The 21,975-nt window shown below is 67.1% G+C and carries 23 protein-coding genes; 15 read left to right on the forward strand and 8 right to left on the reverse strand.

Annotated features, from left to right (window positions below; all coding sequences use genetic code 11):
- Window positions 1-14: 14 nt before the first annotated feature.
- Both CFB35_RS20565 and sctU read right to left on the reverse strand, forming a co-directional pair.
- Window positions 15-1,991, reverse strand: coding sequence for an FHIPEP family type III secretion protein (locus tag CFB35_RS20565; RefSeq protein ID WP_059583109.1), 1,977 nt, complete (start codon window positions 1,989-1,991; stop codon window positions 15-17).
- Between the two features lie 5 nt (window positions 1,992-1,996).
- Complete coding sequence (gene sctU, locus CFB35_RS20570; protein ID WP_089465504.1) at window positions 1,997-3,055, reverse strand: type III secretion system export apparatus subunit SctU; 1,059 nt, start codon at window positions 3,053-3,055, stop codon at window positions 1,997-1,999.
- Between the two features lie 377 nt (window positions 3,056-3,432).
- Here sctU and CFB35_RS20575 point away from each other — a divergent pair, with 377 nt between their 5' ends.
- From CFB35_RS20575 to CFB35_RS20615, 9 genes are all read left to right on the forward strand, one after another.
- Window positions 3,433-4,002: an HrpB1 family type III secretion system apparatus protein gene (locus CFB35_RS20575; protein ID WP_059582619.1), complete on the forward strand. Its 570-nt coding sequence runs from the start codon at window positions 3,433-3,435 to the stop codon at window positions 4,000-4,002.
- A gap of 28 nt (window positions 4,003-4,030) precedes the next feature.
- Window positions 4,031-4,429 carry a serine kinase gene (locus CFB35_RS20580; protein ID WP_060311186.1) on the forward strand — a complete coding sequence of 133 codons (399 nt, stop codon included), beginning with the start codon at window positions 4,031-4,033 and terminating at the stop codon, window positions 4,427-4,429.
- Window position 4,430: 1 nt separating this feature from the next.
- On the forward strand, window positions 4,431-5,225 hold the full coding sequence (gene sctJ, locus CFB35_RS20585) for a type III secretion system inner membrane ring lipoprotein SctJ (protein ID WP_059582615.1): 795 nt from the start codon (window positions 4,431-4,433) through the stop codon (window positions 5,223-5,225).
- Window positions 5,164-6,033 (forward strand): type III secretion protein HrpB4, encoded by an 870-nt coding sequence (locus CFB35_RS20590; RefSeq protein ID WP_226094069.1) that lies wholly within the window; start codon window positions 5,164-5,166, stop codon window positions 6,031-6,033. Before sctJ ends, CFB35_RS20590 begins: the two co-directional genes overlap by 62 nt.
- On the forward strand, window positions 6,027-7,007 hold the full coding sequence (sctL, locus tag CFB35_RS20595; protein ID WP_089465505.1) for a type III secretion system stator protein SctL: 981 nt from the start codon (window positions 6,027-6,029) through the stop codon (window positions 7,005-7,007). The genes CFB35_RS20590 and sctL overlap by 7 nt, the downstream gene beginning before the upstream one ends.
- Before the next feature lie 51 nt (window positions 7,008-7,058).
- Window positions 7,059-8,450: a type III secretion system ATPase SctN gene (gene sctN, locus CFB35_RS20600; protein ID WP_059582606.1), complete on the forward strand. Its 1,392-nt coding sequence runs from the start codon at window positions 7,059-7,061 to the stop codon at window positions 8,448-8,450.
- A gap of 15 nt (window positions 8,451-8,465) precedes the next feature.
- Window positions 8,466-8,951 (forward strand): type III secretion system protein, encoded by a 486-nt coding sequence (locus tag CFB35_RS20605; RefSeq protein WP_089465506.1) that lies wholly within the window; start codon window positions 8,466-8,468, stop codon window positions 8,949-8,951.
- A 51-nt stretch (window positions 8,952-9,002) separates the two neighbouring features.
- Window positions 9,003-9,809, forward strand: coding sequence for a type III secretion system export apparatus subunit SctT (gene sctT, locus CFB35_RS20610; RefSeq protein WP_059582601.1), 807 nt, complete (start codon window positions 9,003-9,005; stop codon window positions 9,807-9,809).
- Window positions 9,810-9,884: 75 nt separating this feature from the next.
- Entirely contained in the window at window positions 9,885-10,274 is a 390-nt protein-coding gene (locus CFB35_RS20615) for an HrpB1 family type III secretion system apparatus protein (protein WP_059583107.1), read from the forward strand.
- 52 nt (window positions 10,275-10,326) lie between these two features.
- On the opposite strand, the gene CFB35_RS20620 is transcribed toward CFB35_RS20615, so the two are convergent.
- A complete protein-coding gene (locus CFB35_RS20620) occupies window positions 10,327-11,286 on the reverse strand; it encodes an aromatic alcohol reductase (RefSeq protein WP_059582599.1) in 960 nt (319 codons plus the stop codon).
- 92 nt (window positions 11,287-11,378) lie between these two features.
- On the opposite strand from CFB35_RS20620, the gene CFB35_RS20625 reads away from it, so the two are divergent.
- Complete coding sequence (locus CFB35_RS20625) at window positions 11,379-11,792, forward strand: helix-turn-helix domain-containing protein (RefSeq protein WP_059583104.1); 414 nt, start codon at window positions 11,379-11,381, stop codon at window positions 11,790-11,792.
- Between the two features lie 71 nt (window positions 11,793-11,863).
- Here the strand turns inward: CFB35_RS20625 and CFB35_RS20630 are convergent, their stop codons facing one another.
- Window positions 11,864-12,262, reverse strand: a complete 399-nt coding sequence (locus CFB35_RS20630) for a nuclear transport factor 2 family protein (protein ID WP_059639222.1) — start codon at window positions 12,260-12,262, stop codon at window positions 11,864-11,866.
- An 82-nt stretch (window positions 12,263-12,344) separates the two neighbouring features.
- On the opposite strand from CFB35_RS20630, the gene CFB35_RS20635 reads away from it, so the two are divergent.
- Both CFB35_RS20635 and CFB35_RS20640 read left to right on the forward strand, forming a co-directional pair.
- Window positions 12,345-13,286, forward strand: a complete 942-nt coding sequence (locus CFB35_RS20635; RefSeq protein ID WP_060311180.1) for a LysR substrate-binding domain-containing protein — start codon at window positions 12,345-12,347, stop codon at window positions 13,284-13,286.
- A 362-nt stretch (window positions 13,287-13,648) separates the two neighbouring features.
- Entirely contained in the window at window positions 13,649-13,861 is a 213-nt protein-coding gene (locus CFB35_RS20640) for a hypothetical protein (RefSeq protein ID WP_059583102.1), read from the forward strand.
- Between the two features lie 75 nt (window positions 13,862-13,936).
- Here CFB35_RS20640 and CFB35_RS20645 read toward each other — a convergent pair whose 3' ends face one another.
- The 3 genes from CFB35_RS20645 to CFB35_RS20655 form a co-directional block, all read right to left on the reverse strand.
- A complete protein-coding gene (locus CFB35_RS20645; RefSeq protein ID WP_059582592.1) occupies window positions 13,937-14,362 on the reverse strand; it encodes an NUDIX hydrolase in 426 nt (141 codons plus the stop codon).
- 167 nt (window positions 14,363-14,529) lie between these two features.
- Complete coding sequence (locus CFB35_RS20650) at window positions 14,530-15,918, reverse strand: nucleobase:cation symporter-2 family protein (RefSeq protein ID WP_089465507.1); 1,389 nt, start codon at window positions 15,916-15,918, stop codon at window positions 14,530-14,532.
- Between the two features lie 155 nt (window positions 15,919-16,073).
- Window positions 16,074-17,051, reverse strand: a complete 978-nt coding sequence (locus CFB35_RS20655) for a LysR family transcriptional regulator (protein ID WP_060009468.1) — start codon at window positions 17,049-17,051, stop codon at window positions 16,074-16,076.
- Between the two features lie 132 nt (window positions 17,052-17,183).
- Between CFB35_RS20655 and CFB35_RS20660 the strand changes: the two genes are divergently transcribed.
- The 3 genes from CFB35_RS20660 to CFB35_RS20670 all read left to right on the forward strand — a co-directional run bounded on the left by CFB35_RS20660 (window position 17,184) and on the right by CFB35_RS20670 (window position 19,633).
- A complete protein-coding gene (locus tag CFB35_RS20660; protein WP_060009465.1) occupies window positions 17,184-17,903 on the forward strand; it encodes an SDR family oxidoreductase in 720 nt (239 codons plus the stop codon).
- Between the two features lie 240 nt (window positions 17,904-18,143).
- Window positions 18,144-18,479, forward strand: a complete 336-nt coding sequence (locus CFB35_RS20665) for a putative quinol monooxygenase (RefSeq protein ID WP_089465774.1) — start codon at window positions 18,144-18,146, stop codon at window positions 18,477-18,479.
- A complete protein-coding gene (locus CFB35_RS20670; RefSeq protein ID WP_059639228.1) occupies window positions 18,476-19,633 on the forward strand; it encodes an iron-containing alcohol dehydrogenase in 1,158 nt (385 codons plus the stop codon). Before CFB35_RS20665 ends, CFB35_RS20670 begins: the two co-directional genes overlap by 4 nt.
- Before the next feature lie 130 nt (window positions 19,634-19,763).
- On the opposite strand, the gene CFB35_RS20675 is transcribed toward CFB35_RS20670, so the two are convergent.
- Window positions 19,764-21,944, reverse strand: a complete 2,181-nt coding sequence (locus tag CFB35_RS20675; RefSeq protein WP_179231771.1) for an ornithine decarboxylase — start codon at window positions 21,942-21,944, stop codon at window positions 19,764-19,766.
- Window positions 21,945-21,975: the final 31 nt, after the last annotated feature.

Consider the following 21,975-nt stretch of genomic DNA (forward strand, 5'->3'; position numbering starts at 1 on the left):
CGCGGCTCGCTCGATCACATCGCCAGGCGGCCGACGGGCTGGAGATCGACGTGCGAGCCGAGCTCCTGGTACGAATACACGGGCAGCCAGGGCAGCCGCGCCTCGATCATGCGCTTGATGTAGCGCCGGATATCCATCGACGCGACGAGCGCCAGCGGCTGCCGCGGCGTATCGCCGACGATGTCGGCGATCTTGCCGACGAGCTGGGCGATTTCGTCGGGCGGCAGCGCGAGGAAGTTGCCCGTGGGGGTCTGTTTGATCGACTGCCGGATGTGCTGCTCGACCTGAACGTCGACGAGTACGACGGGCAGATCCCGCACGCCACCCGTCGCGCGATAGGCGATGAGCCGGCCGAGCTCCATGCGGATGTATTCGGTCAACATCAGCATGTCCTTCTCCTTCGGTCCCCAGACGATCAGGCTTTCGGTAATGCTGCGGATATTGCGCACCGGCACCTCTTCCTCCAGCAGCCGGCGCAGCACGTCCGCCATCTTCTGCAGCGGCAGTGCCTTTTGTACCTCCGCGACGAGGCCCGGGTAGTCCTCGTTGAGCTGGTCGAGCATCCACTGTGCTTCCTGAATGCCGAGAAAGAGATGGGCGTTGCGCCGCAGCAGGTCGATCGTGTGGCGCGCAATCAATGCTTCCGGTGTCGCCGCGGCGGCAGGCGCGTCCGCGGCGCCGCCGTCGGCCGCCGCGTGTACCGCGCGCGTTTCGGCGAGCGTCGTGCGCCCTTGCGGCACGTCGAAGAGGAGTACCTCGTAACTGTCTTCGGGCAGCGTGCCGTCGGTCCACATCATGATGCCGGGGAACGGCAGGCCGACTGCCGATTGCAGCGCATGGCGCTGGGCGTCGAACGCGCGGTCGAGGGCATCGGCCGCGAGACGCGCGCTGACATCGGCTGCGAGGCGCACGCCGAGCGGGCAGGTGAACTGCGGCGGGCGTGGCAGGATCGAGGGCGCGTCGCCCTTGGCGCCGGCGCGCTGCAGTGCCCCGACGGGCTTGCCGGCGCCTTTGGCCGGACCATCCTGCTTTTTCTGCAGACGGTAGCCGACGAAGCCGAGCAGCCCGGCGAGCAGCGCGAAGAGCGCCGCCGGAAAACCGGGCACGGCGGCGAAGCCGAGCAGCAACAGCGCGGCGAAGAACAGCGCGCGCGCGCTGCTCGTGAACTGGCGCCTGATGTCTTCGCCGAGGGAGGAATTTCCATGGTCGCCGCCTTCGTCCACGCGCGTGATCATGACGCCCGCGGCCACCGAGATCAGCAGCGAGGGAATCTGCGAGACCATGGCATCGCCGATCGACAGGACCGAGAAGCGGTTGGCCGCCTCGCCGGCCGACATGCCGTGATAGGCGACGCCCACGGCGATGCCCGCGACGATGTTGATCATCGTGATCATGAGGCCGGCGATCGCATCGCCTTTCACGAACTTCATCGCGCCGTCCATGCCGCCATGCAATTGACTTTCGATGGCGAGCCTTGCGCGTTTCCTGCGCGCCTCGTCCGGCGTGAGGATGTTCGCGCGCAGGTCGGCGTCGATGCTCATCTGTTTGCCGGGCAGCGCGTCGAGCGTGAAGCGGGCCCCCACTTCGGCGACGCGCTCCGAGCCCTTGGCGATCACGATGAACTGCACGACGGAGATGATGACGAACACGACGAGGCCGACGACGAGATTGCCGCCCACGACGAGCTGGCCGAAGCTTTCGATGATTTCGCCGGCATCGGCATGCAGCAGGATCGACTTCGTCGACGCGATGTTCAGCGAGAGCCGGAAAAGCGTCGTGAAGAGCAGCACGGACGGGAACGCCGAGAGCGTGGCGATATGGCCCACATACATCGTCACCATGAGCAGCGTGATGCTGATCGTGATGTTGATCGCGAGCAGCCCGTCGATGATCGCGGGAGGCAGCGGCAGGATCATCAGCGAGACGATCGCGATCAGCAGGACGGCGATGCCGGCCTCGCCGATGCCGGGCAGTTTCATGGTCTTGAACATGTCCACTACTCCGTGGTGGCGGTTTGAGGCGCGAGGCCGTCCACCCAGCGAAGAATCGCGGCGACGACTTCGAACAGTTCTTCGGGAATCGGCTGATTGAGCGGCACCTTGTGCAGCATGCGCGCGACGGGCGGGTTCGCGACGATGGGCACGCGCGCGTGCATCGCCTGCTGGCGCAGCCGCAGCGCCTGCTCGTCGACGCCCTTGGCGAGGACGACGGGCAGCGGAAACTCCGCCGGGTCGTAGCGCAGCGCGACCGCGTAGTGAACCGGGTTGACCACGACGACGTTCGCGCGCGCGACGCCGCCTTTCGGGCCTTCCTGCGACATCTCCCTGGCCATGCGCTTGCGCTCGCCCTTGAGTTCGGGGTTGCCTTCGCTCTCCTTGTGTTCGCGCTTCACCTCGTCCTTCGACATCCGGTTCTTGCGGATGAAGAGCCACTTCTGCAGCTTGTAGTCGAACGCGCCGATGACGACGAACACGCCGAGCGCGACCACGACCACGTGCATGAGCACGGACCACAGCACGCCGATCAACTGCGGTACCGAGTGATCGAGCGCGCTTGCCACCACGGGCATCGCGCTTTTGATCGTCTGCCACATGACGGCGACGAGAATCGCGGCCTTGCCGACCATCTTCGCGAGGTCGATGGCCGAGTTCATCGAGAAGATGCGCTGAAAGCCGGACCCGGGGCTGACCGACGCAAGCTTCGGCATGACGGCTTTCAGCGAAAACTTGAGCCCCGTCTGCGGGGCGAGCGCGATGATGGCGGCGACGAGCGCGACGGCCGCGATCCCGCACAGCAGGCCAAGCGCCTGCAGGCCGACATGAACGAGGACGGTCCAGAGGTCCTGCAACTCGCGCTCGCCGTGAGTGAAATCGATCGCCTCCTTGACGATCGCGCGCAGCGTATCGGCCAGATAGTGCTGGCCCGCCGTCAGCACGAGCACGATCGAGCCGAGCGACGCGACTTCGACGAGGTCGGAACTCTTCGCGACCTGGCCTTCCTCGCGGACTTTGTCCAGCTTCTTGTCTGTGGGCTCTTCGGTTTTCTCGTCGCTCATGACCGCCGTCCTTCGCTTGTCGCTGGCACGCACCCGGGATGGGGCGCCCCGATGCAACGTTAGCGGCGCCGCTGTATCCGGCGCGATGGCGATGCGAAGCAAGGACGAGGGCTGCGAAGCAAGGCGGCGCGGCGGCGCGTCGCTCGGGCGCGGGCCACGTGAGCCAGGCGACCCGCGCGGCGGCGGGCACGCGCGAAGACGTCCCGCGAAAGCGGCACGCGCCGCCGCCCATCGCACGCGGCGCTTCGCAATTCGTTGTGCGACTTCGTGCGCGGCACGTGGCGCACCCATCGTGTTGCGTAACTTAGCGTCAACGGAAGGCCACGCCTCATCGGGTGCGGCCCATCGGATCGAATCTGATTTCCTTGGGGGAAAGGATGGACGTTCTGAAGGATCGGCCGCAGTGCCCATCGGGAGTCGTCGGCGCGGTCGTCGACCTGGTCAGGGTGGCATTGGCCCGCGCAGGCACGCCGGAGCAAGTCGATATCGACGATCTCGAGCACCTCGTCGAAGTGCTGCATCTGCTGCGCCCGGATTCCGCCGAATTCGCGTTTTTCGACGGCTGGCTGCATATGGTGCGCGAGGAATGGAGCGAGGCCGAACGGCTCTTTCGCAATCTGGTCGAGCGCTCGGTCTGCGTGCCGGCCAGCAAGGGAATGTTGCTGCAGTGCCTGAAGGCCCGTCAGGAATTCGGTTGGCAGGAGGAGGCCCGGCGCCTCCTGGAGGAAGGCGGCAACGAAGAGGTTGAACGGCTCGCGAAGGTTCTGCTTGCGAGCGAGGAGCTGAAGCAGGCGGTCGCGACCGCGAAGCGCACGGGCCGCTTCGTTGCGCCGGATTCCGCGCTCGCGTTCGAGAACGGAGCGCATGCCGAAGACGGCGAAGCGGTCGCGACGCCGTCGTCCTCATCCAGCGACATGCTGCTGACGATGCAGTACATGCGTGTCTGAGCCTGTTGCCCCTACCAGGAGAAACGAAATGAGCATCACGACTGCATCGCAACTCCAGTACGAACTGGCCCGCGTCACCGGCACGACGCCCGCGGCGCCGACCGCGGACGCGGTATCGCAGCCGCTCGTCGACAAATTCCAGGCGATGATGGCTTCGGGGCGCCAGCATGCGGCGGCCTTGCACCCGACCGAGCGCGCGGACCTCGTGACGAAAGCGGTCGAGGAGCAGGCGGACTATTACCGGCAAGTGCCGAACGACGTGCTCTACATGACTCAGCACATGAGCGCGCTGTCGATGGAGCGCCTTGCCGCCGCCGACATGACCATCCAGCTCGAGATCGCCAGCCTGAACGCCGATCTGCAGGTGAAGATGGCAACCGTGCAGTCGTCGAAGGACGCCGTGCAGACGCTCATGAAGAACCAGTGAAATGAAACCGAACCTCGTGCCTTCGAGGCCGCCCTCCGCATGGCGGCTCGTCGCGGTGGCGGCGCTCGTGCTGTCGCTTGCGGCATGCAAGCAGGAGCTCTACGGGCAATTGACCGAAAGCGACTGCAACGAAATGGTGGCGGCGCTGCTGATGTCCGGCGTCGACGCGCAAAAGAGCACGCCCGATGGCGGCAAGACCTGGTCGGTCGGCGTCGATGAAAAGCAGATCGTGCATGCCGTGGAAGTGCTGCGCGCACGCGGCCTGCCGCGCAAGAAATTCGACGACCTCGGCTCGCTGTTCAAGAAGGACGGGCTCGTTTCCACGCCGACCGAGGAGCGCGTGCGCTTCATTTACGGTTTGTCGCAGGAGCTCGACGACACGTTGTCGAAGATCGACGGCGTGGTCGTGGCGCGCGTGCAGATCGTGCTGCCGAACAACGATCCGCTCGCGCAGTCGGTCAAGCCGTCGTCCGCATCGGTCTTCATCAAGTACCGGCCCGACGCGAATCTCGAGCGGATGACGCCGGCGATCAAGAACCTGGTCGTGCACAGCATAGAGGGGCTGACCTACGATCAGGTCAGCGTGACGAGCGTGCCGGCCGATGCGCTCGATCCACCTGCCCACCCGCATCGCCAGGACGGCTGGATCGTCTATGCGGGCGGCGCACTCGGCGTGCTGCTGTTGATGATCGCCGGCGGCTTCGCGCTCTTGCGCGGCAACCTGCTCAAGGGCGGTGGCGGACTGGCGGGCCTGCTCGCGCGCCGGGCGGGGCGCGCGGCGAAAGCGCCGGCATGAGCTTCGATCCGAACGATCGCATGGCCGGCAGGGCGAGCAGGGGGAGCACACGATGAGCGCATACGACGCAGCCGATGCAGACGACGCAACCGCCGACAGCGTTGCCGCCCCGAACGGCGAGACGCCGGCGACCGTCGCGGCGAGGCTGGCCGCCTACCATCAGCGCCGGCGTACGCTGTTCGACTGGATGCATCCGGCGCGCCTTGCACGCGTGCCCTGTGCAGACCGGCTCGGCGCATGCGGCCCCGCGCAGGCGGAGGCGCTTGCCGATGCGCTGCTCGACGAATGGGGCATGCCCGTGCCGCCGCTTGCCGCGTTCAACGCGCCGGAAGCGGCGCTTGCCTTGCTGCCGGCGCACGATTGTCTGACCGTGTTCCGCCTGCGCGCGCTCGTGGAGCAGGTGGAGCCATTGCGCACCTGGATCGACCGGCCGCGTCGCGAGAAGTTGACGGCCTGGATCGGGGCGCGCGGCGTCAATCTGCTCTTCGCGCGCGGGCGAGAGCTTGCGGGCGAGGCGCGCTCGCTGGCCGCGCGCGCGCACACCGCGGCATCGGTCATGCAAGTGCCGCTCGACGCGGCCGATGGCGACGTCCTCGCGTGGCTCGGCTTTCGGCTTTTCGAGCGCGACTGCCGATGGGCGCCGGGCGGCCCGCTCGCGATCATGCGGTGGGCCATGCCGGCGCGCGACGATGAAGGGGCGTTGCCGTCCCTTTCGTTGCCGCCGTCACTCCCGTCTTCGGAAGGCTCGAGCCCGAGCCTTTCGATCGTCTCGCAACTGCCCGACTTGTTTCCGGAGTGGTCATGGTGATCTGGTTACGCAATCCGCAGGCCGAAGGCACGGACCTCGGCGTGGGAGTCGAAGGGGACGTCCTGCGTCATGAACGCCTCGCGGCGATCGTCGAGATCGATGCGGCGTACGCCGAGATGCGCCGGCAATGCGACGAGGCGCTGGACGCGGCGCGCGCCCAGGCCCGCGTGCTGCTCGACGAAGCCCGCGCCCGCGCGGAAGAGCTCGCCGAGCGTGCGGTGCGTGAGTTCGCGCAAGCGGCCGAGCGGGGCTACGACGATGGTTTGCGGCGGGGGCTGACCGATTGGCACGAACGCGCGGCGGCCGCGCACGCCGAAGCCTGCCGGCTCGCGCCCGGGCAGCAGGACCGGCTGGCCGAACTGGTCGCGCTGGCGGTCGAGCAGATCGTTGCGTCGGCCGATCCCAAGGCGCTTTTCGCGCGCGCGGCCGCGACGGTGGAGCGGATCGTCGCCGACGGCAGCCCCGTTCATCTGCGTGTTCATCCGTCGGATCTGGCCGCGGCGAGCGCGGCCTTCGACGAAGCGGCCGCGGCGTGGCGCGAGGCCGGGCGCGCCGTGCGGTTGCGCGTGGCGGCCGACGCGACGCTTGCGCCCGGCGCATGCGTCGCCGAAACCGACCTGGGCGCGATCGACGCGAGCTTGTCGTTGCACTTGGCGGCGATGCGCGACGCCCTGGCGCGCGCCGTGCGAAGCGTGGCGGAGGAGCCCTCGCGGGAGGCGCCGAGTGCGCGGCCCGGGGATGACGCACAAGCGGTCGACGCGCAGGCCGGTTTCGCCGGCGAGGATCTGGCGGACCCGGATGCGCGCGCGGACGACGGCGGCGATGGCGGCGAGGGCGGCGAGGGCGGCGACGGCAACCTCGGCGACGAAGAAGGTTGGCAGGACGATGCCGCGGCCCTGCAAACGGCGGGCGACCTGCACGACGAGGGTTGGACCGATGCCGCGCATGCCGACGCCGACGCGATGTCCGTCTGAACCGGCCTTCGCGCGGCACGTGGAAGAACACATGACAAGGAAGGGAGCGCCATGATCGACAGCGCGGACAGTTTCGGAACCGATGAAGCGAGCGGGGCGCACATCGCGCAGCCGCGGGCCATACGCGGCTTCTCGGCGCTGATGGAGGCGATGGAGCGCGAACTGCGTGCCCGCGCGCAACCCGCGGCGTGCGGCAAGGTGCAGGAAGTGATCGGCACGCTCGTACGCGTATCGGGGCTCGACGCGACGCTCGGCGAGCTATGCGAGCTGCGTTCGCCCGAAGGCGCGTTGCTGCAGCGTGCCGAGGTGGTCGGCTTCTCGCGCGACGTCGCGCTGCTCTCGCCGTTCGGCCGGCTCGGCAGCGTGTCCCGGGCGACACGCGTGGTGGGACTCCGGCGTCCGCTTTCGCTGCGCATCGGCCCCCGCCTGCTCGGCCGCGTGATCGACAGCCTGGGCGAGCCGATCGACGGCAAGGGGCCGCTCGAATGCGACGAGTGGCAGCCCGTCATCGCCGATCCGCCCGATCCGATGTCGCGGCCCGTCGTCGATACCCCGATGCCGACGGGCGTGCGCGTCGTCGACGGCATGATGACGCTGGCCGAGGGCCAGCGCATGGGCATCTTCGCGCCGGCCGGCGTCGGCAAGAGCACGTTGATGGGCATGTTCGCGCGCGGGGCGCGCTGCGACGTCAACGTCATCGCGTTGATCGGGGAGCGCGGCCGCGAAGTGCGCGAATTCTGCGAGCACATTCTCGGGCCGGAGGGAATGGCGCGCTCGGTCGTCGTCTGCGCGACATCGGACCGCTCGTCGATCGAGCGCGCGAAGGCCGCTTATGCGGCAACGGCGGTGGCCGAATACTTCCGCGACCGCGGCATGCGGGTGCTGCTGATGATGGATTCGCTGACGCGCTTCGCGCGCGCGCAGCGCGAAATCGGCCTGGCGATGGGCGAGCCGCCGACGCGGCGCGGCTTTCCGCCGTCGATCTTCGCCGAGCTGCCGCGGCTGCTGGAGCGCGCGGGCCGTTCGGAGCTCGGCTCGATCACCGCCCTTTACACCGTGCTGGCCGAGGACGAATCGGGCGGCGACCCGATTGCCGAGGAAGTACGGGGCATTCTCGACGGCCACATGATTCTTTCGCGCGAGATTGCGGCACAGAACCGCTATCCGGCGATCGACGTGCTCGGCAGTCTTTCGCGCGTGATGACGCAGGTGGTGCCGCGCGAGCACGTGGCGGCGGCGGGACACGTGCGGCGGCTGATGGCCAAGCACAAGGAGGTCGAACTGCTGCTGCAGGTGGGCGAGTATCAGAGCGGCACCGATGCGCTTGCCGACGAAGCCATTGCGAAGATCGACGCGATTCGGGCTTTCCTCGGCCAACCGACCGATCTGCTCGTCGACCCGAGCGACACGCTCGCGGCCCTCGGCGAGATCGTGCAGTCCTGATGCCGGAGGCGAGCGATGAAGGACCGCCGCGTTGCCGCGTTCGAGCGCGTGCTCTCGCGCCGCCGCCAGCTCGATCGCAAGCTCAATGCGGCGCTCGGCGGTTTGCGCGGCGAGCTGCAGGCGCTCATGGACGCCTTGGACGAAAGCCGCACGGCGGTGCGCGCGCATGCGGCCGAGCTCGCCGCGCACGACGGCAAGATCGACGCGATGCTGGGCGGCGTTTCCTTCCGGGCGGATGAGTATCTGAAGCTGCGCGAATTCCGCTCGCACGCGGCCGAGCAGCACGCGATGCTCGAGGCCCGGGCGGCGCAGGCCGCACAGGCGCTGGCGGCGAAGGAGGCGCAGATCGGTGCGCTGCGCACGGAGATCCTGCGCAACCGTGCCCGCATCGACATCTACGGCAAGCGGCGCGACACGCTCGTCAAGAGTATCGAGCTCGCGATCGAGGACGCGCAGGACGAGGAAACATCGGAGAGTCGCCGGCCCGGCCCGGCGTTTTGAAGCGGCGAGCGCGCTCGCCAGCCGGCATCCATTGAGCGACAGGTGACTGAAATGAGCGAGATTACATTCGCATCGATCGAATCGAGCCATCAGCTGGTCAGGTTTTTGATCGTGCTCGGCCTTTGCAGTGAACGATTGATGGTCCTGATGATGATTTTTCCGCCGACGTCCGACAACGTCGTGCAAGGCCGCGTGCGCACCGCGCTGGCGCTGCTGTGGGGCAGCTTCATCGCGTACGGGCAACGCGGCCTGCTCGAGCAGGGCGATGCGACGATGCTCGTGGGCATCGGGTTGAAGGAGGCGCTGATCGGCGTCGGCCTCGGCTTCGCGGCGTCGACGGTGTTCTGGGCCGCCGAAAGCGTCGGCACGTACGTCGACGATCTGACCGGTTTCAATCAACTGCAGATGCAGAACCCGAGCCAGGGGCAGCAGACGTCGCTGACTTCCACGCTCCTGAGCCAGTTCGCGATCGCGGCGTTCTGGTGTCTGGGCGGCATGACGTTTCTGCTCGGCGCGATCTACGAATCGTATACCTGGTGGCCGCTTGCGAACCTCACGCCGGCCGGGGGGGCGGTACTCGAATCGTTCGTGCTGGGGAAGACCGACTCGCTGATGGAAACGGTGGCGAAGCTGGCCACGCCGATGATGCTGATGCTGCTGCTGATCGACATCGGCTTCGGCTTTACCGGGAAGGTGTCGCAAAAGCTCGATCTGCCGTCGCTGGCGCAGCCCGTGAAAGGCGCGCTCACGATTCTGATGCTCGCCCTGATGGCGGCGATCTTCATCGATCAGGTACGCGATCAACTGTCGCTCGTGGGCATCGCGGCCGAGGCGAGGGCGCTCGCGGGCGGCAAGTGAAACGCGGTGAATGCGCGAGCGCGCGCAAGTATGCGTTCGCCGATGGCGATTGGCCGAAAAAGCTTGGAGAAAAACATGATCGAGGCGTTGAGCGACAACGCGATCGTCACGGGGATGATGCACGTGCTGTGGGCCGGTGCGGTGCTCGATACGTTTTCGGACGTTCAGGACCTACTCGATGCGATGGCGGTGCTGCGTCCCGGGAGCGGCGAAATGCGCGAGGTGCTGGCCTGGTGGCATGTGCGTGCACGCGCCTGGGGCGAGGCGCTGACCGAATTGCGCCGGGTGGAGCGCGACGGTACGCTGTCGTCGCGCGGCATGGCGCTCGCGGCGGTATGTCTTTACGCACTTGGCGATGCATCGTGGCGTACCTATGCGTACGCGGCGGCGTACAAATCCGATGACCCGATGGCGACGCGCACCGCCCAGGCGCTGCTCGCAGCGCCCGCGATCGGGCGTGGATAGCCGCCCGCGGCTGCGTCAAGCGGGGACCGGCCGTCTGCCCGGCCGGCCGGTTTCACGATGACTCGCCGCGGCCCGAAGCAAGGTTTGCCTCGATCCACGATGCCACGTCGGTGACCGGAATGGCGTGGCGTTGATTGAACGTCCCGCGCTTGTCCCACGCGACACCCCGCCCTTGAGCGAAAGCGGCACGATACTTCCGCATCATGTTGTGCGGGTCCCGCGCCAGTTCATCCAGCAAGTACGCCTCACTCCACACCGCACGGCTGAAAGGGCGGCCGAGGCCCGCTTGCAGCTTGTCGGCGACCTCACCGTAAGTCACGGTGTCGCCGGCCAGATACACGATCTCGTTCCGGATACGAGGTTGGGCGAACACGATCTCGGCAGTCAGTGCGCCGATATCGTCGGGCGTCGTCAGCGTCACGGCGGTGTCGAGGCTGCCCAACGCGTGGACCGTGTCGTTTTTCAGGTCAACGACACCGAAGTCCGGCTCGAACAGATAGCTCATGAACATGCCGGTCGAGATGATGACCCACTCGGTGTCGTGCTGACTGCGCAGCAATTCGCGCACGTCCAGCTGTGCGTCGAAGATGTCCTGCGGACTGCCGCGACCGATCACGTCGAAATCGACCCCGAACTGCCACGGGAAGTACCTCGGGATTCGCGCCTGCAATGCAGCGCGTGCCAATTTCATCGGCGTGTCGATTCCGGCCGTAATGCCCGCGCAACCGATTACCGTGTCATATCGCGCGAACAAGACAGCGAGTTCATCGATGGAACGCTTCACGAAATCGCCTATGACGATCTCGATCCCAAGATCCCGAATCTCCGCGATATCATGCCGCTTGGCGGGTGCGCTGGATTCGACGGCACTGGCGCGCAGCAGCACGCTGATCTTTGCGCCAGTCACGTCCTTCGCCCGGCGTGCAAGACTGCGTAGCACCGGGAGGCCGAGTTCGCCGGCACCGAGCACGAGAATGTTTCGAGACGTAGCGTCAGGATCTGTTCGGTTCATCGTTTAGCCCATCAAGGAATGCGTGGCGGCAGTCTAGCAATGCGTGGGCGTGGATGAAAGAAGGCACACGCGTGATACTGGGAGCCAGAGAGTTGGATCGAGATGAACTTCTTCAATATTCGCAGACCGTGTGTGACGGCCTGCGGGACGATGATGACGGGTTGCGGCGGGAGGTGCTTGCCCATGCCGGAAGCCGTTGGTCGCTCGGTGTCGTGCACACGCTCGGCGTGTACGGCAGGCTGCGCCATGCGGAAATCGGCAGGCGCATGCACGGGGTGACTCAGCGCATGTTGACGCGCACGTTACGGCAGCTCGAGCGTGACGGCCTCGTGCGCCGTCACGATTTCGAAGAAGTCCCCCCCAGAGTCGAATACGAGTTGTCCGACACGGGCATGGACCTGCTCGTTCGCATGGTCCCGCTGTGGACCTGGATCGTCGAGAATGCGGACCGCTTCCGTGAAGCGAGGCGGAATTTCGACAGGCAGCACCGCGACGCAAACGCGTAGTCGACGCCGCCGCGGCGGTGGAGCGGCGCTGCACAAATGCCGGCGCTCGGTATCGCGCGACATCGATTCGGTCACGCGTACTTGTCGCCGACCGTACTGCGAATCGGATGGGTGTCGTAGACGATGATCATCCGTTCGATCAGCCCCGCGATGTCGAACTCGAACACGTCGACGCACTCGAAGCGCGCCACCGAACCGTCTTTCAGGGCCCAGTCGTAGATGAAGTAACCGGTCGCACGTCGAGCGCCTGTCGTGCTGACGCAGATATCGATCGGTGTAATCTTGCTTTCTCCCGATGCGGCAGCGACCTTCGAAAAGAAGGGTTCGGCATGCATCCAGCCGAGAAACGGCGAGAAAATCCGCGCGTCCGGCGTGAATAGCGCGCAGATGGCGCCCACATCGCCTCGCTCCAGCTCCCGAAGGTAAGTGCGAACCTGTTCCGTATAGAGTGATGCCGACGTTGAGCCCAAAATTATCCTCCGATCATTCGTTGACGCCCCCGTTCATGCGTAGGAGCGGGGTATCCGGTAGACGCACGATAACGACGCACCGATGACCGAACAATCGAAAAATTTGCAACCCGGGTATGCGGCGCATGCATATCCGCTGGCTGACCTGACGCGGCCGCTCCCGCCGTTGGCGGCGATTCAGTCGTTCGTCGCCGCGGCGCAGCTCGGCAGCGTCAGCAAGGCGGCGGATCATCTGTGCCGTACGCAAGGCGCGGTGAGCCGCCAGATACAGCAGTTGGAAACGCATTATCGATGCGCACTGTTCGTGCGCCATGTATCGGGGCTGACGTTGACCGCGGAAGGAAATGCACTGCTGACGGTCGCGGTCGACGTGCTCACGCAATTGGTCCAGCACGCGGATTCGCGAGCACGGGCGACCGCGGTGCTCACGTTGAAGTTGCCGTCCACGTTCGCCGTTCGCTGGTTGCTCCCGCGGCTGCCGGACATTCATCGTGCGATGAGCGGGACGGAGCTGCGTATTTCGACATCCGCGGACGATACGCCGGATTTCACGACGTCCGACGTCGACGCCGTCATCGTGCGCGGCACGGGGCAATGGACCGGCATGGAGGCGGTAGCGCTATTTCCCGAGAGGCTCACGCCGATGTGCGCGCCCGCCTTGGCAACATCGCTGCGATCCGTTGCCGATCTTGCGCAGGTCGATTTGCTCCATCCGGGGCCCAGCCATGCGGAGTGGCGATGCTGGCTCGATCACGTTGGCGCGCGCCAGATCGATGCGGGACGCGGGCTGGTATTCGATACCCTCGAATTGACGCTCGCGGCATCGACGGAAGGGCACGGCATTGCAATCGGCGACCCGCGAATGGCGAGAGACCGGCTCCGTGCCGGATCGCTGGTGACACCGTTCGAGGAGGTGGTTGAAGACGGCCTGTCGTACTTCCTCGTCTATCCGCCGCAACGTGCGGAACAACCGAAAATTCGGGCGCTCGCCGACGTGTTGCTGCGACTTGCGCGAGAAGACTGATCGACAGGTGAGCGACCGATTCGGCATTCCTCCCGATCTTCCTGCCCACCGACGCTCGATACGGAACGCCGCCGGCGGGTCTGCGTCCGTCGAAAATGCCGCGCTTGCCACCGCGGCGACGCTTCGATTCCGCGGATGCCGCGCCGAATCCGATGCGGTCCATCGATACTCACGCTCCCGGGCAGGATCATGCCGCGCCCGCGTCGCGCACCGACGCCGTACAACGGCCGCGTCCATGCAAACTTGATCGGGAAAAGCACTAGACGTACGGGAATTATTTCCCGGCTATAGTGGAATGACTGAAGGTAGATGCGGCGCTTTTTGCCGATACCGACCAGGTCTTGACCGTAGACGGGTGCTGTATGAAAAATAAAATCGAAAAGACCGCCGGACCGATGTGGGGTATGGCGGCAGGATTGCTTCTCGCGGTGGCGGGGTTGAGTCTCGGCATCCTCCCGAAGTCCTTGCATGGCTCGGGAAGCGCAAACGACTTCATGGCGTTCGGCGTCGCGATGCTGGGCATCTTCCTCGTCGTCTATTCCACGCACGAACTGCGCAGAAAGCGCTTGCACTGAGCGTTCGCGCGTCGATCCGCGAAAAAATCGATTCCGGCGGGCCGGCGGCTCGCGCGTGCCCGCGCCTTCGACGTGCTATGCGTTGCGGATTTCGTGCTTGTAGACGAGTTCGACGATGCGTTTCGTCGGGATGCTCGCGCGCAGTGCCTCGACGCCTTTGATCGGAAACCACCTGCATTTCTCGATCTCGTTGTTCGCTTGCGGCGTATGGTCCGGGCCGACTTCCGCGAAGAACACGTGATGGATTTTCGCGAGCCCGGTGAACTGCATCGCGTACACGAGATCGTGGCCCGTCATGCCGGTTTCTTCGCGCAACTCGCGATGCGCGGCGTCGAGCGGCGTCTCCCCGCGCTTGATCGTGCCGCCGGGTAGCGCCCAGCGCGACGACGCACGCGCGACGAGCAAGACGTGCTCGCCGCGGTAGCAGACGACCGTCGCGCGCTCCTTGATCGGGACGGCGCTCGCTTCGGCGGCAGTGTTGGGCGCTGGCGTTCGGGGCATGGCGCCATTCTAACCAGCGTCGATCGTTCGGCCAAGCGGCGCCGATCGGGCTGGACGACCGGTCGTCGTCGCGTGGCCGACGGCTGCGCGACGGGGCGGGGCGCGCGGGACGCCGTTCGCACGGGGCGGCCCGCCACGCGCACCGCGCCGCCGCACGATTCGTCCGGTTACTTCTTTTCCGGCAGGAACCAGTTCATCACGAGCGCGCAGATACCGCCCGTCGCCACGCCCGATTCCAGCACGTTCTTCAGCGCATGCGGCACGCTGTTCAGGATGTCCGGCACCTGCGATACGCCGAGGCCGAGCGCCAGCGACACCGCGATGATCAGCAGCGCGCGACGGTCGAGGTGGATGCCCGCGAGGATGTTGATGCCCGATGCGGCCACGGCGCCGAACATCACCATCGCCGCACCGCCGAGCACGGGCTCGGGCACGGCCTGCAGCACGCCGGCGACGACCGGGAACAGGCCGAGCACCACCAGCATCCCGGCGATCCAGATGCCGACGTGACGGCTCGCGACGCCGGTGATCTGGATCACGCCGTTGTTCTGCGCGAATACCGAGCTCGGGAACGTGTTGAACACGCCGGCCAGCAGCGAGTTCGCGCCGTTCACGAGCACGCCGCCCTTGATCCGCTGCATCCACACCGGCCCTTCGACCGGCTCGTTCGAGATCTTGCTGGTGGCCGTCACGTCGCCGATCGCCTCGAGCGACGTCACGAGGTAGATGATCAGCATCGGCACGAACAGCGCCCACGAGAAGCCGATGCCGAAGTGCAGCGGCGTCGGCACCTGGAACAGCGCGGCCTGATGCATGCCGGTGAAGTCGAGGCGGCCGAGGAACGCGGCGGCGAGATAGCCGATCGCGAGCGCGATGACGAGCGCGGTGCTGCGCACCCACACGACCGGCACGCGGTTCAGCAGGATGATCGTGCCGAGCACGAGGCCCGACAGCGTCAGGTTCTCGGCGCTCGCGAACGTGCCCTTGGCCATCGCGCCGTAGCCGCCGCCCATGCTGATCAGGCCGACCTTGATCAGCGTGAGGCCGATCAGCAGCACGACGATGCCGGTGACGAGCGGCGTGATCAGGCGCTTCACGAACGGCAGGATGCGCGACACGCCCATCTCGACGAACGACCCGGCGATCACGACGCCGAAGATCGCGGCCATCACGGTCTCGACCGGCGTGCCCTGCTTGACCATCAGGCTGCCGCCGGCGATCAGCGGGCCGACGAAGTTGAAGCTGGTGCCCTGGACGATCAGCAGGCCGGCGCCCAGCGGGCCGAAGCGCTTGCACTGGACGAAGGTGGCGATGCCGGAAATCACCAGCGACATCGACACGATCAGGGTCGTATCGCGGCTGGACACGCCGAGCGCCTGACAGATCAGCAGGCCGGGCGTGACGATCGGCACGATGATCGCCAGCAGGTGCTGGAGCGCGGCGACGAAGGCGACCATCGGCGCCGGCCGGTCGTTCGGGCCGTAGACGAGGTCGCGGGCCGATTCTGCGGCGTCGGCGCCGCGGGAGGCGGATTGGGCGGAGGAGGCGGGTTGCATGGCGAGCGGGCCGGACGAGGTGGAAAGTGCGGCATTTTAGCCGAAGGGCCTGCCGGCGCCGCCGGGCCGGGCCGCAATGGTGACGAGCCGGTGGATCGCGCAAAAGGCGCCCGATCGGCGGCCGGCTGGTTCGAACTGCGGGATGTGGCCAACGGTCAGCCCGCGACGCGTGCTCCGTTGCCGCGTGCCGTGGTGCGCGGCGGACGGGAATCCGGATACGCGCGCTGGCAGACGGCGATGACCGTATCGCGCAAGCGGCGGTGCACGGGGTCGCCGTGCATGCGCGGATGCCACAGCGCGGACACGAGGATCGCCGGCAGACGGACCGGAATCTCGAAACTGCGCAGCCCGAGGACTTCGGTGAGCCCCGGCGAGCACGCATTGCCGAGGCTCGAACGCGGCACCAGCGCGATCAGGTCGGTGCTGGCGGCGACACGCATCGCGTCGGGGTAGCCCGGCACGACGACGTGCACGGCGGGGCCGGGGCCGGCGTTGCCGGTCGTGTCGTCGGCCGGCCCGGCGAAATCGCCGAGCTGGGCCGCCATGACGTGGCGGCACGCGGCATAGCGCGCGGGCGTGATCCGGGCCGACGCGAACACCGGATGCCCGGCGCGCGCCACCGCGACGTGCCAGTCGTGAAAGAGCATGCGCGTGTGCAGCTCGGGCGCGTCGTCGCCGCGCTTGCCGATTTCCAGGTCGACCGTGCCGTCGCGCAGCGCTTGCGGATCGCGGTCGAGCTTCGGGACGAAGCGGATACGCACGTGCGGCGCGACGTCGGCCAGCGCGGCGACGACCGGGCCGGACAGCATTTCCATGAACGACGCGGCGGCCCGGATCGTGAACGTGGCCGTGAGGGTCGCGAGATCGACGTCGGCCGTCGCCGGCCGGAGCACGGCGCGCGCGTCGCTCGCGACCGCATGCACGCGGTCGCGCAGCGCGGCTGCGTGCGGCGTCGGCACGAGCCTGCGCCCGGCGCGCACGAGCAGTGGATCGCCGGTGGCGATACGCAGCCGTGTGAGCGTGCGGCTCATCGCGGACGTGCTCAGGCCCAGCCGGCGCGCGGCGCCGGTCACGCTGACTTCCGACAGCAGCACGTCGAGCGCGGTAACGAGGTTCAGGTCGATGTCGTCCATGCAGACAGGATACGCCTTTGTGCCGATAACATGGCGTTAAATGCAACTATCGATTGCGTTGGGTGCGTCTGGCGCCTGTCGTGGCGCGCGCCTATAGTGGGCGCATGACGAAACACGGCAAAGGCGAAAACCATGCAATCGACTGAATCGAATCGACGAAACGCGCCCGCGATCCTTCTCGTCGCGGCGTCGCGCGGCCTCGGGCTGGCGATGGCGGAGGCATTCCTGAAGAAGGGCTGGAACGTGACGGGCACCGTGCGCGCAGGATCGGGGCGCACCAAGCTGCACGACCTGGCCGACCGGTTCGACGGCCGGCTCGAGATCGGCACGCTCGACATCTGCGAGCCCGCGCAACTGGCCGCGCTGCGCGAGCGCCTGTCGGGCCGGCGCTTCGACATGCTGTTCGTGAACGCGGGCACGACCAACGATCCGAACGAAACGATCGGCGAAGTGACGACCGACGAATTCGTGCGCGTGATGATCACGAATGCGCTGGCGCCGATGCGTGCGATCGAGACGCTGCAGGATCTCGTGACCGACGACGGCCTGATCGGCGCGATGTCGTCGGGGCAGGGCAGCGTCGCGAACAACGTCAGCGGGATGCGCGAGGTGTATCGCGGCAGCAAGGCCGCGCTGAACCAGTTCATGCGCAGCTTCGCGGCGCGTCAGGCCGATACGCGCCGCGCGCTGGCGCTGATGGCGCCCGGCTGGGTCCGTACCGAACTCGGCGGGCCCGATGCGCGCCTGACCATCGACGAGAGCGTGCCGAGCCTCGTCGACGTGCTGCTGGCGAAGCGGGCGCGGCCCGGGCTCGAATATCTCGACTATCTGGGGCGGACGGTGCCGTGGTGAACGACGGAGGCGGCGCAAGCGCGCGGCGGCCGGCCAGGTTCCGGCTCGTCGTGAGCGTGCCGCGGGATTCGGCCTGTGGTTCGCGGCCTGTCGCGGCTCTGCGAAGGCCGTGCCGATTCAATACAATGCGACGACGCGTCAGTGATACGGTGCCGCCTCATCGCGTTTGAATCCATCCGGCTCATGGCGGATGGGGGGCGCTCCCGTCGCGACGGGCTTGTGTCGAACATGGAGCGCAGCATGAACAAACCCTATCTGCAGGTCATCGCGCATTTCTTCGCGAAACCCGGCAACGGCGACCGCGTGGTCGAATTGCTGGCCGAACTCGCGCCGGCCACGCGCACCGAGCCGAAGAACCTCGACTACGCGTACTTCCGGTCGCCGGAGAACCCCGACCACATCGTGATCCTCGAGCGTTACAGCGAGGCCGACGGCCTCGACGTGCATCGGGAAACGCCGCATTTCCAGCGGATCGGTGTCGGCGCGATCATGCCGTTGCTCGATCGTCGCGAGGTGATCCGCTACATGGTGCAGCCGGACACCGGCACGGCGACGGCCCCGGGAGGCGCTCGATGAACCCGTTTCAATTCCGTACCGTTCCGACGCAGATCGTCGAATTCGGCGCCGCGCGCCGGCTCGGCGCGCTGTTGCGCGAACGCTTTCCGGCGCTCGCGCGGCTGTGCGTCGTCACCGATGCGTTCCTGCATCGCAGCGGCGTGCTCGCGCCCGCGCTGGCGAGCCTCGCCGCGCACGGCTGGCAGGTCACCGTGATCGACGACGTGATCGCCGATCCGCCCGAGCACGTGGTGCTCGACGCGACCGCGCGGGCCGTCGCGGCCGACGCCGAGATCGTGCTCGGCCTCGGCGGCGGCTCGTCGATGGACGTCGCGAAGCTGATCGCGGTGCTCGTGCCGGGGCAGCAGGCGCTGGCCGACATGTACGGCGTCGACAAGGTCGCGAGCGCGCGGCTGCCGCTCGTGCAGATGCCGACCACGGCCGGCACGGGCTCCGAGGTCACGGCCGTGTCGATCGTCACGGTCGGCGAGGCGCGCAAGATGGGCGTCGTGTCGCCGCACCTGTTCGCGGACGTCGCGATTCTCGACGCGGAGCTCACGCTCGGCCTGCCGCGCGCGGCGACGGCCGCTACCGGCATCGACGCGATGGTGCATGCGATCGAGGCGTACACGTCCGCGCGGCTGAAGAATCCGGTGTCCGACATGCTGGCGACGCACGCGCTGACGCTGCTGTCGCGCAACCTGCTGGCCGCATGCGACGACGGGCAGAACCGGCACGCGCGCGAAGCGATGCTGGTCGGCGCGATGTTCGCGGGGCAGGCGTTCGCGAATGCGCCGGTCGCGGCCGTGCACGCGCTGGCCTATCCGGTCGGCGGGATCTTCCACGTGCCGCACGGTTTGTCGAACGCGCTCGTGCTGCCGCACGTGCTGCGCTTCAACGCGCCGGCCGCCGCGCCGCTGTATGCGGAACTGGCGGCGATCGTCGCGCCGTCGGCCACGGGCAGCGACGAAGCGAAAACGCACGCGCTGATCGCCGAGATCGACCGGCTGATCGTCGCGACGGGCATTCCGCGCACGTTGCGCGAGGTCGGCATCGGCGAGGCCGACCTGCCGAGGATGGCGTCGGACGCGATGCTGCAGACGCGCCTGCTCGTGAACAATCCGCGCGAGGTGACCGAGGCCGACGCGCTGGAGATCTATCGGCAGGCGTGGTGACGCGGCGGGCGCGCGTGGCGCATCGCCCGGCACGATTCACGACGCGCGCACGACCGGCCGCGCGGGCCGTGCCGCAACCCACGTGCATGCCGGCGCGACGGCCACGAGCGTGCCGAGCCGCCCGCCGTGCCTACATGCGCGACGCGTCGGCGCCGGCTGCCACCACGTACGCCGACGCCTGCTTCGTGCCGTCCGGCTTCGTCTGCAGGTACACACCCTGGATTTCCGGTTCGAAGCCGGGCAGCGCGTTGATCCCGGCCTCCAGCGCGCGGAAGTAGTCGAGCGCCGGGCCGCCCCATACTTCGCCGGGCACCACGCAGAAGATGCCGGGCGGATAGGGCAGCGCGCCTTCGGTCGCGATCCGGCCTTCGATGCGATCGAGCGTGACGAGTTCGACGTCGTTGCGGATCAGCTCGGCATTCGCGGCCTGCGGCAGCATCGCCTGCTTCGGGAACTGCGCACGCCGGAACATCTGTTTCTGCAGATGCTTCATGTCGTGGCTGCGATAGAAATCATGCATGCGCTGGCACAGCTGCCGCAGGCGCATCGTGCCGTACAGCTCGGGATAGGCTTCGCACAGCGACGGAATCGCTTCGCGCAGCGGCGTGTCCTGATCGAGATGGCGTTCGAATTGCGCGAGGTGAGCGACCAGATGCTGCAGCTTGCCGAAGCTCTCCGACGGCGTGAGCAGGAACAGGATCGTGTACAGGTCGGCCTTCTCCGGCACGACGCCGTGCTCGCGCAGGTAGCGCGCGAGGATCGGCGCCGGCGCGCCGAACGGCGCGTATTCGTGCGTGTCGCGATCGATACCGGGCGTGGTCAGCAGCAGCTTGCACGGATCGACGAAATACTGGTCGTCCGCATAGCCTTCGAAGCCGTGCCACGTGTCGGCCGGATGGAAGCGGAAGAAACGCAGGTCGTCGACGATCTGCTCGGTCGGGTAGTCGGCCCACGGGCGGCCGTCGATCTGCTGCGGAACGAACGGGCGGATCTGGCGGCACGTTTTCAGCAGCAGCTTGCGCGCATCGACGCCGTGTGCGACGCAGTCGCGCCACAGGCGCTTGCCGGCCGGGCCCGCATGCATCTGCGCGTTGACGTCGAGCGCCGCGAACATCGGATAGAACGGACTCGTCGACGCGTGGATCATGTACGCGTTGTTGAAGCGCCGGTGATCGCAGAAGCGCTTCTGGCCTTCGATGTGGCTGTCCTTCTTGTGGATCTGCGACGTCTGCGAGAAGCCGGCCTGCTGCTTGTGCACCGACTGCGTGACGAAGATGCCGGGATCGTCGGGCCCGAGCGTCAGCATCAGCGGCGAGCAGTCCTGCATCATCGGGATGAACTGCTCGTAGCCGACCCACGCCGAATCGAACAGGATGTAGTCGCACAGATGCCCGATCCGGTCGACGATTTCGCGCGCGTTGTAGATCGTGCCGTCGTAGGTGCCGAGCTGGATCACCGCGAGCCGGAACGGGCGCGGCAGATCGGCGCGCTCGGGCGCGACGTCGCGGATCGCGTCGCGAATGCGCGCTTCGCCGAGCGCCGCGCTGTCGACGCCGCCGATGAGGCCCCACGCGTTGCGCGCGGTCTCGAGGTAGACCGGCCGCGCGCCGGACAGCACGAGCGCGCCGAGGTGCACCGACTTGTGGTTGTTGCGGTCGAACAGCACGAGATCGCCGGGCGCGAGCAGCGCGCTCGTGACGACCTTGTTCGACGTCGACGTGCCGTTCAGCACGAAATACGTCTTGTCGGCGTTATAGATCCTTGCGGCGTTGCGCTGTGCTTCCAGCGCCGGCCCTTCGTGGATCAGCAGGTCGCCGAGCCGCACGTCCGCGTTGCAGAGATCCGCGCGAAACAGCGTCTCGCCGAAGAAATCGAAGAACATCCGGCCGAGCGGGTGATTGGAGAAGAACTGGCCGCCCTGATGGCCGGGGCAGTCGAACTCGACGTAGCCGCGCTGCACGTAGTCGCGCATCACCTTGAAGAACGGCGGCAGCAGACTCTCGCTGTAGATGTCGGCGGCGGCGGAAATCTGCCGGCCGTAGTAATGGCGGCCGCCGTGGCGGAGCTGGATCACGCCGCTCGCGCTCGGCAGGACCGACGGCGGCACTTCCTGGTCGGGCTCGACCGCGACGAAGAACGGAATCGCGAAGCCGGTTCTTTCGACGGTTTTCAGCACCTTTTCCGCGGCGTCGATACCGACGACGATGGCCGCGATATTCGTGAAATCGGTCTGAAATACGTCGACCTGTTCGTGCGTGGTGAGGAAGGCGCCGATCAGCGCCGGCTCGACTGCGATTTTCAACAGACTCACGCGAACTCTCCGGTAAATGACCTGAAACGGG

The organism is Burkholderia sp. AU16482 (assembly GCF_002223285.1).
GTDB lineage: Bacteria > Pseudomonadota > Gammaproteobacteria > Burkholderiales > Burkholderiaceae > Burkholderia > Burkholderia semiarida.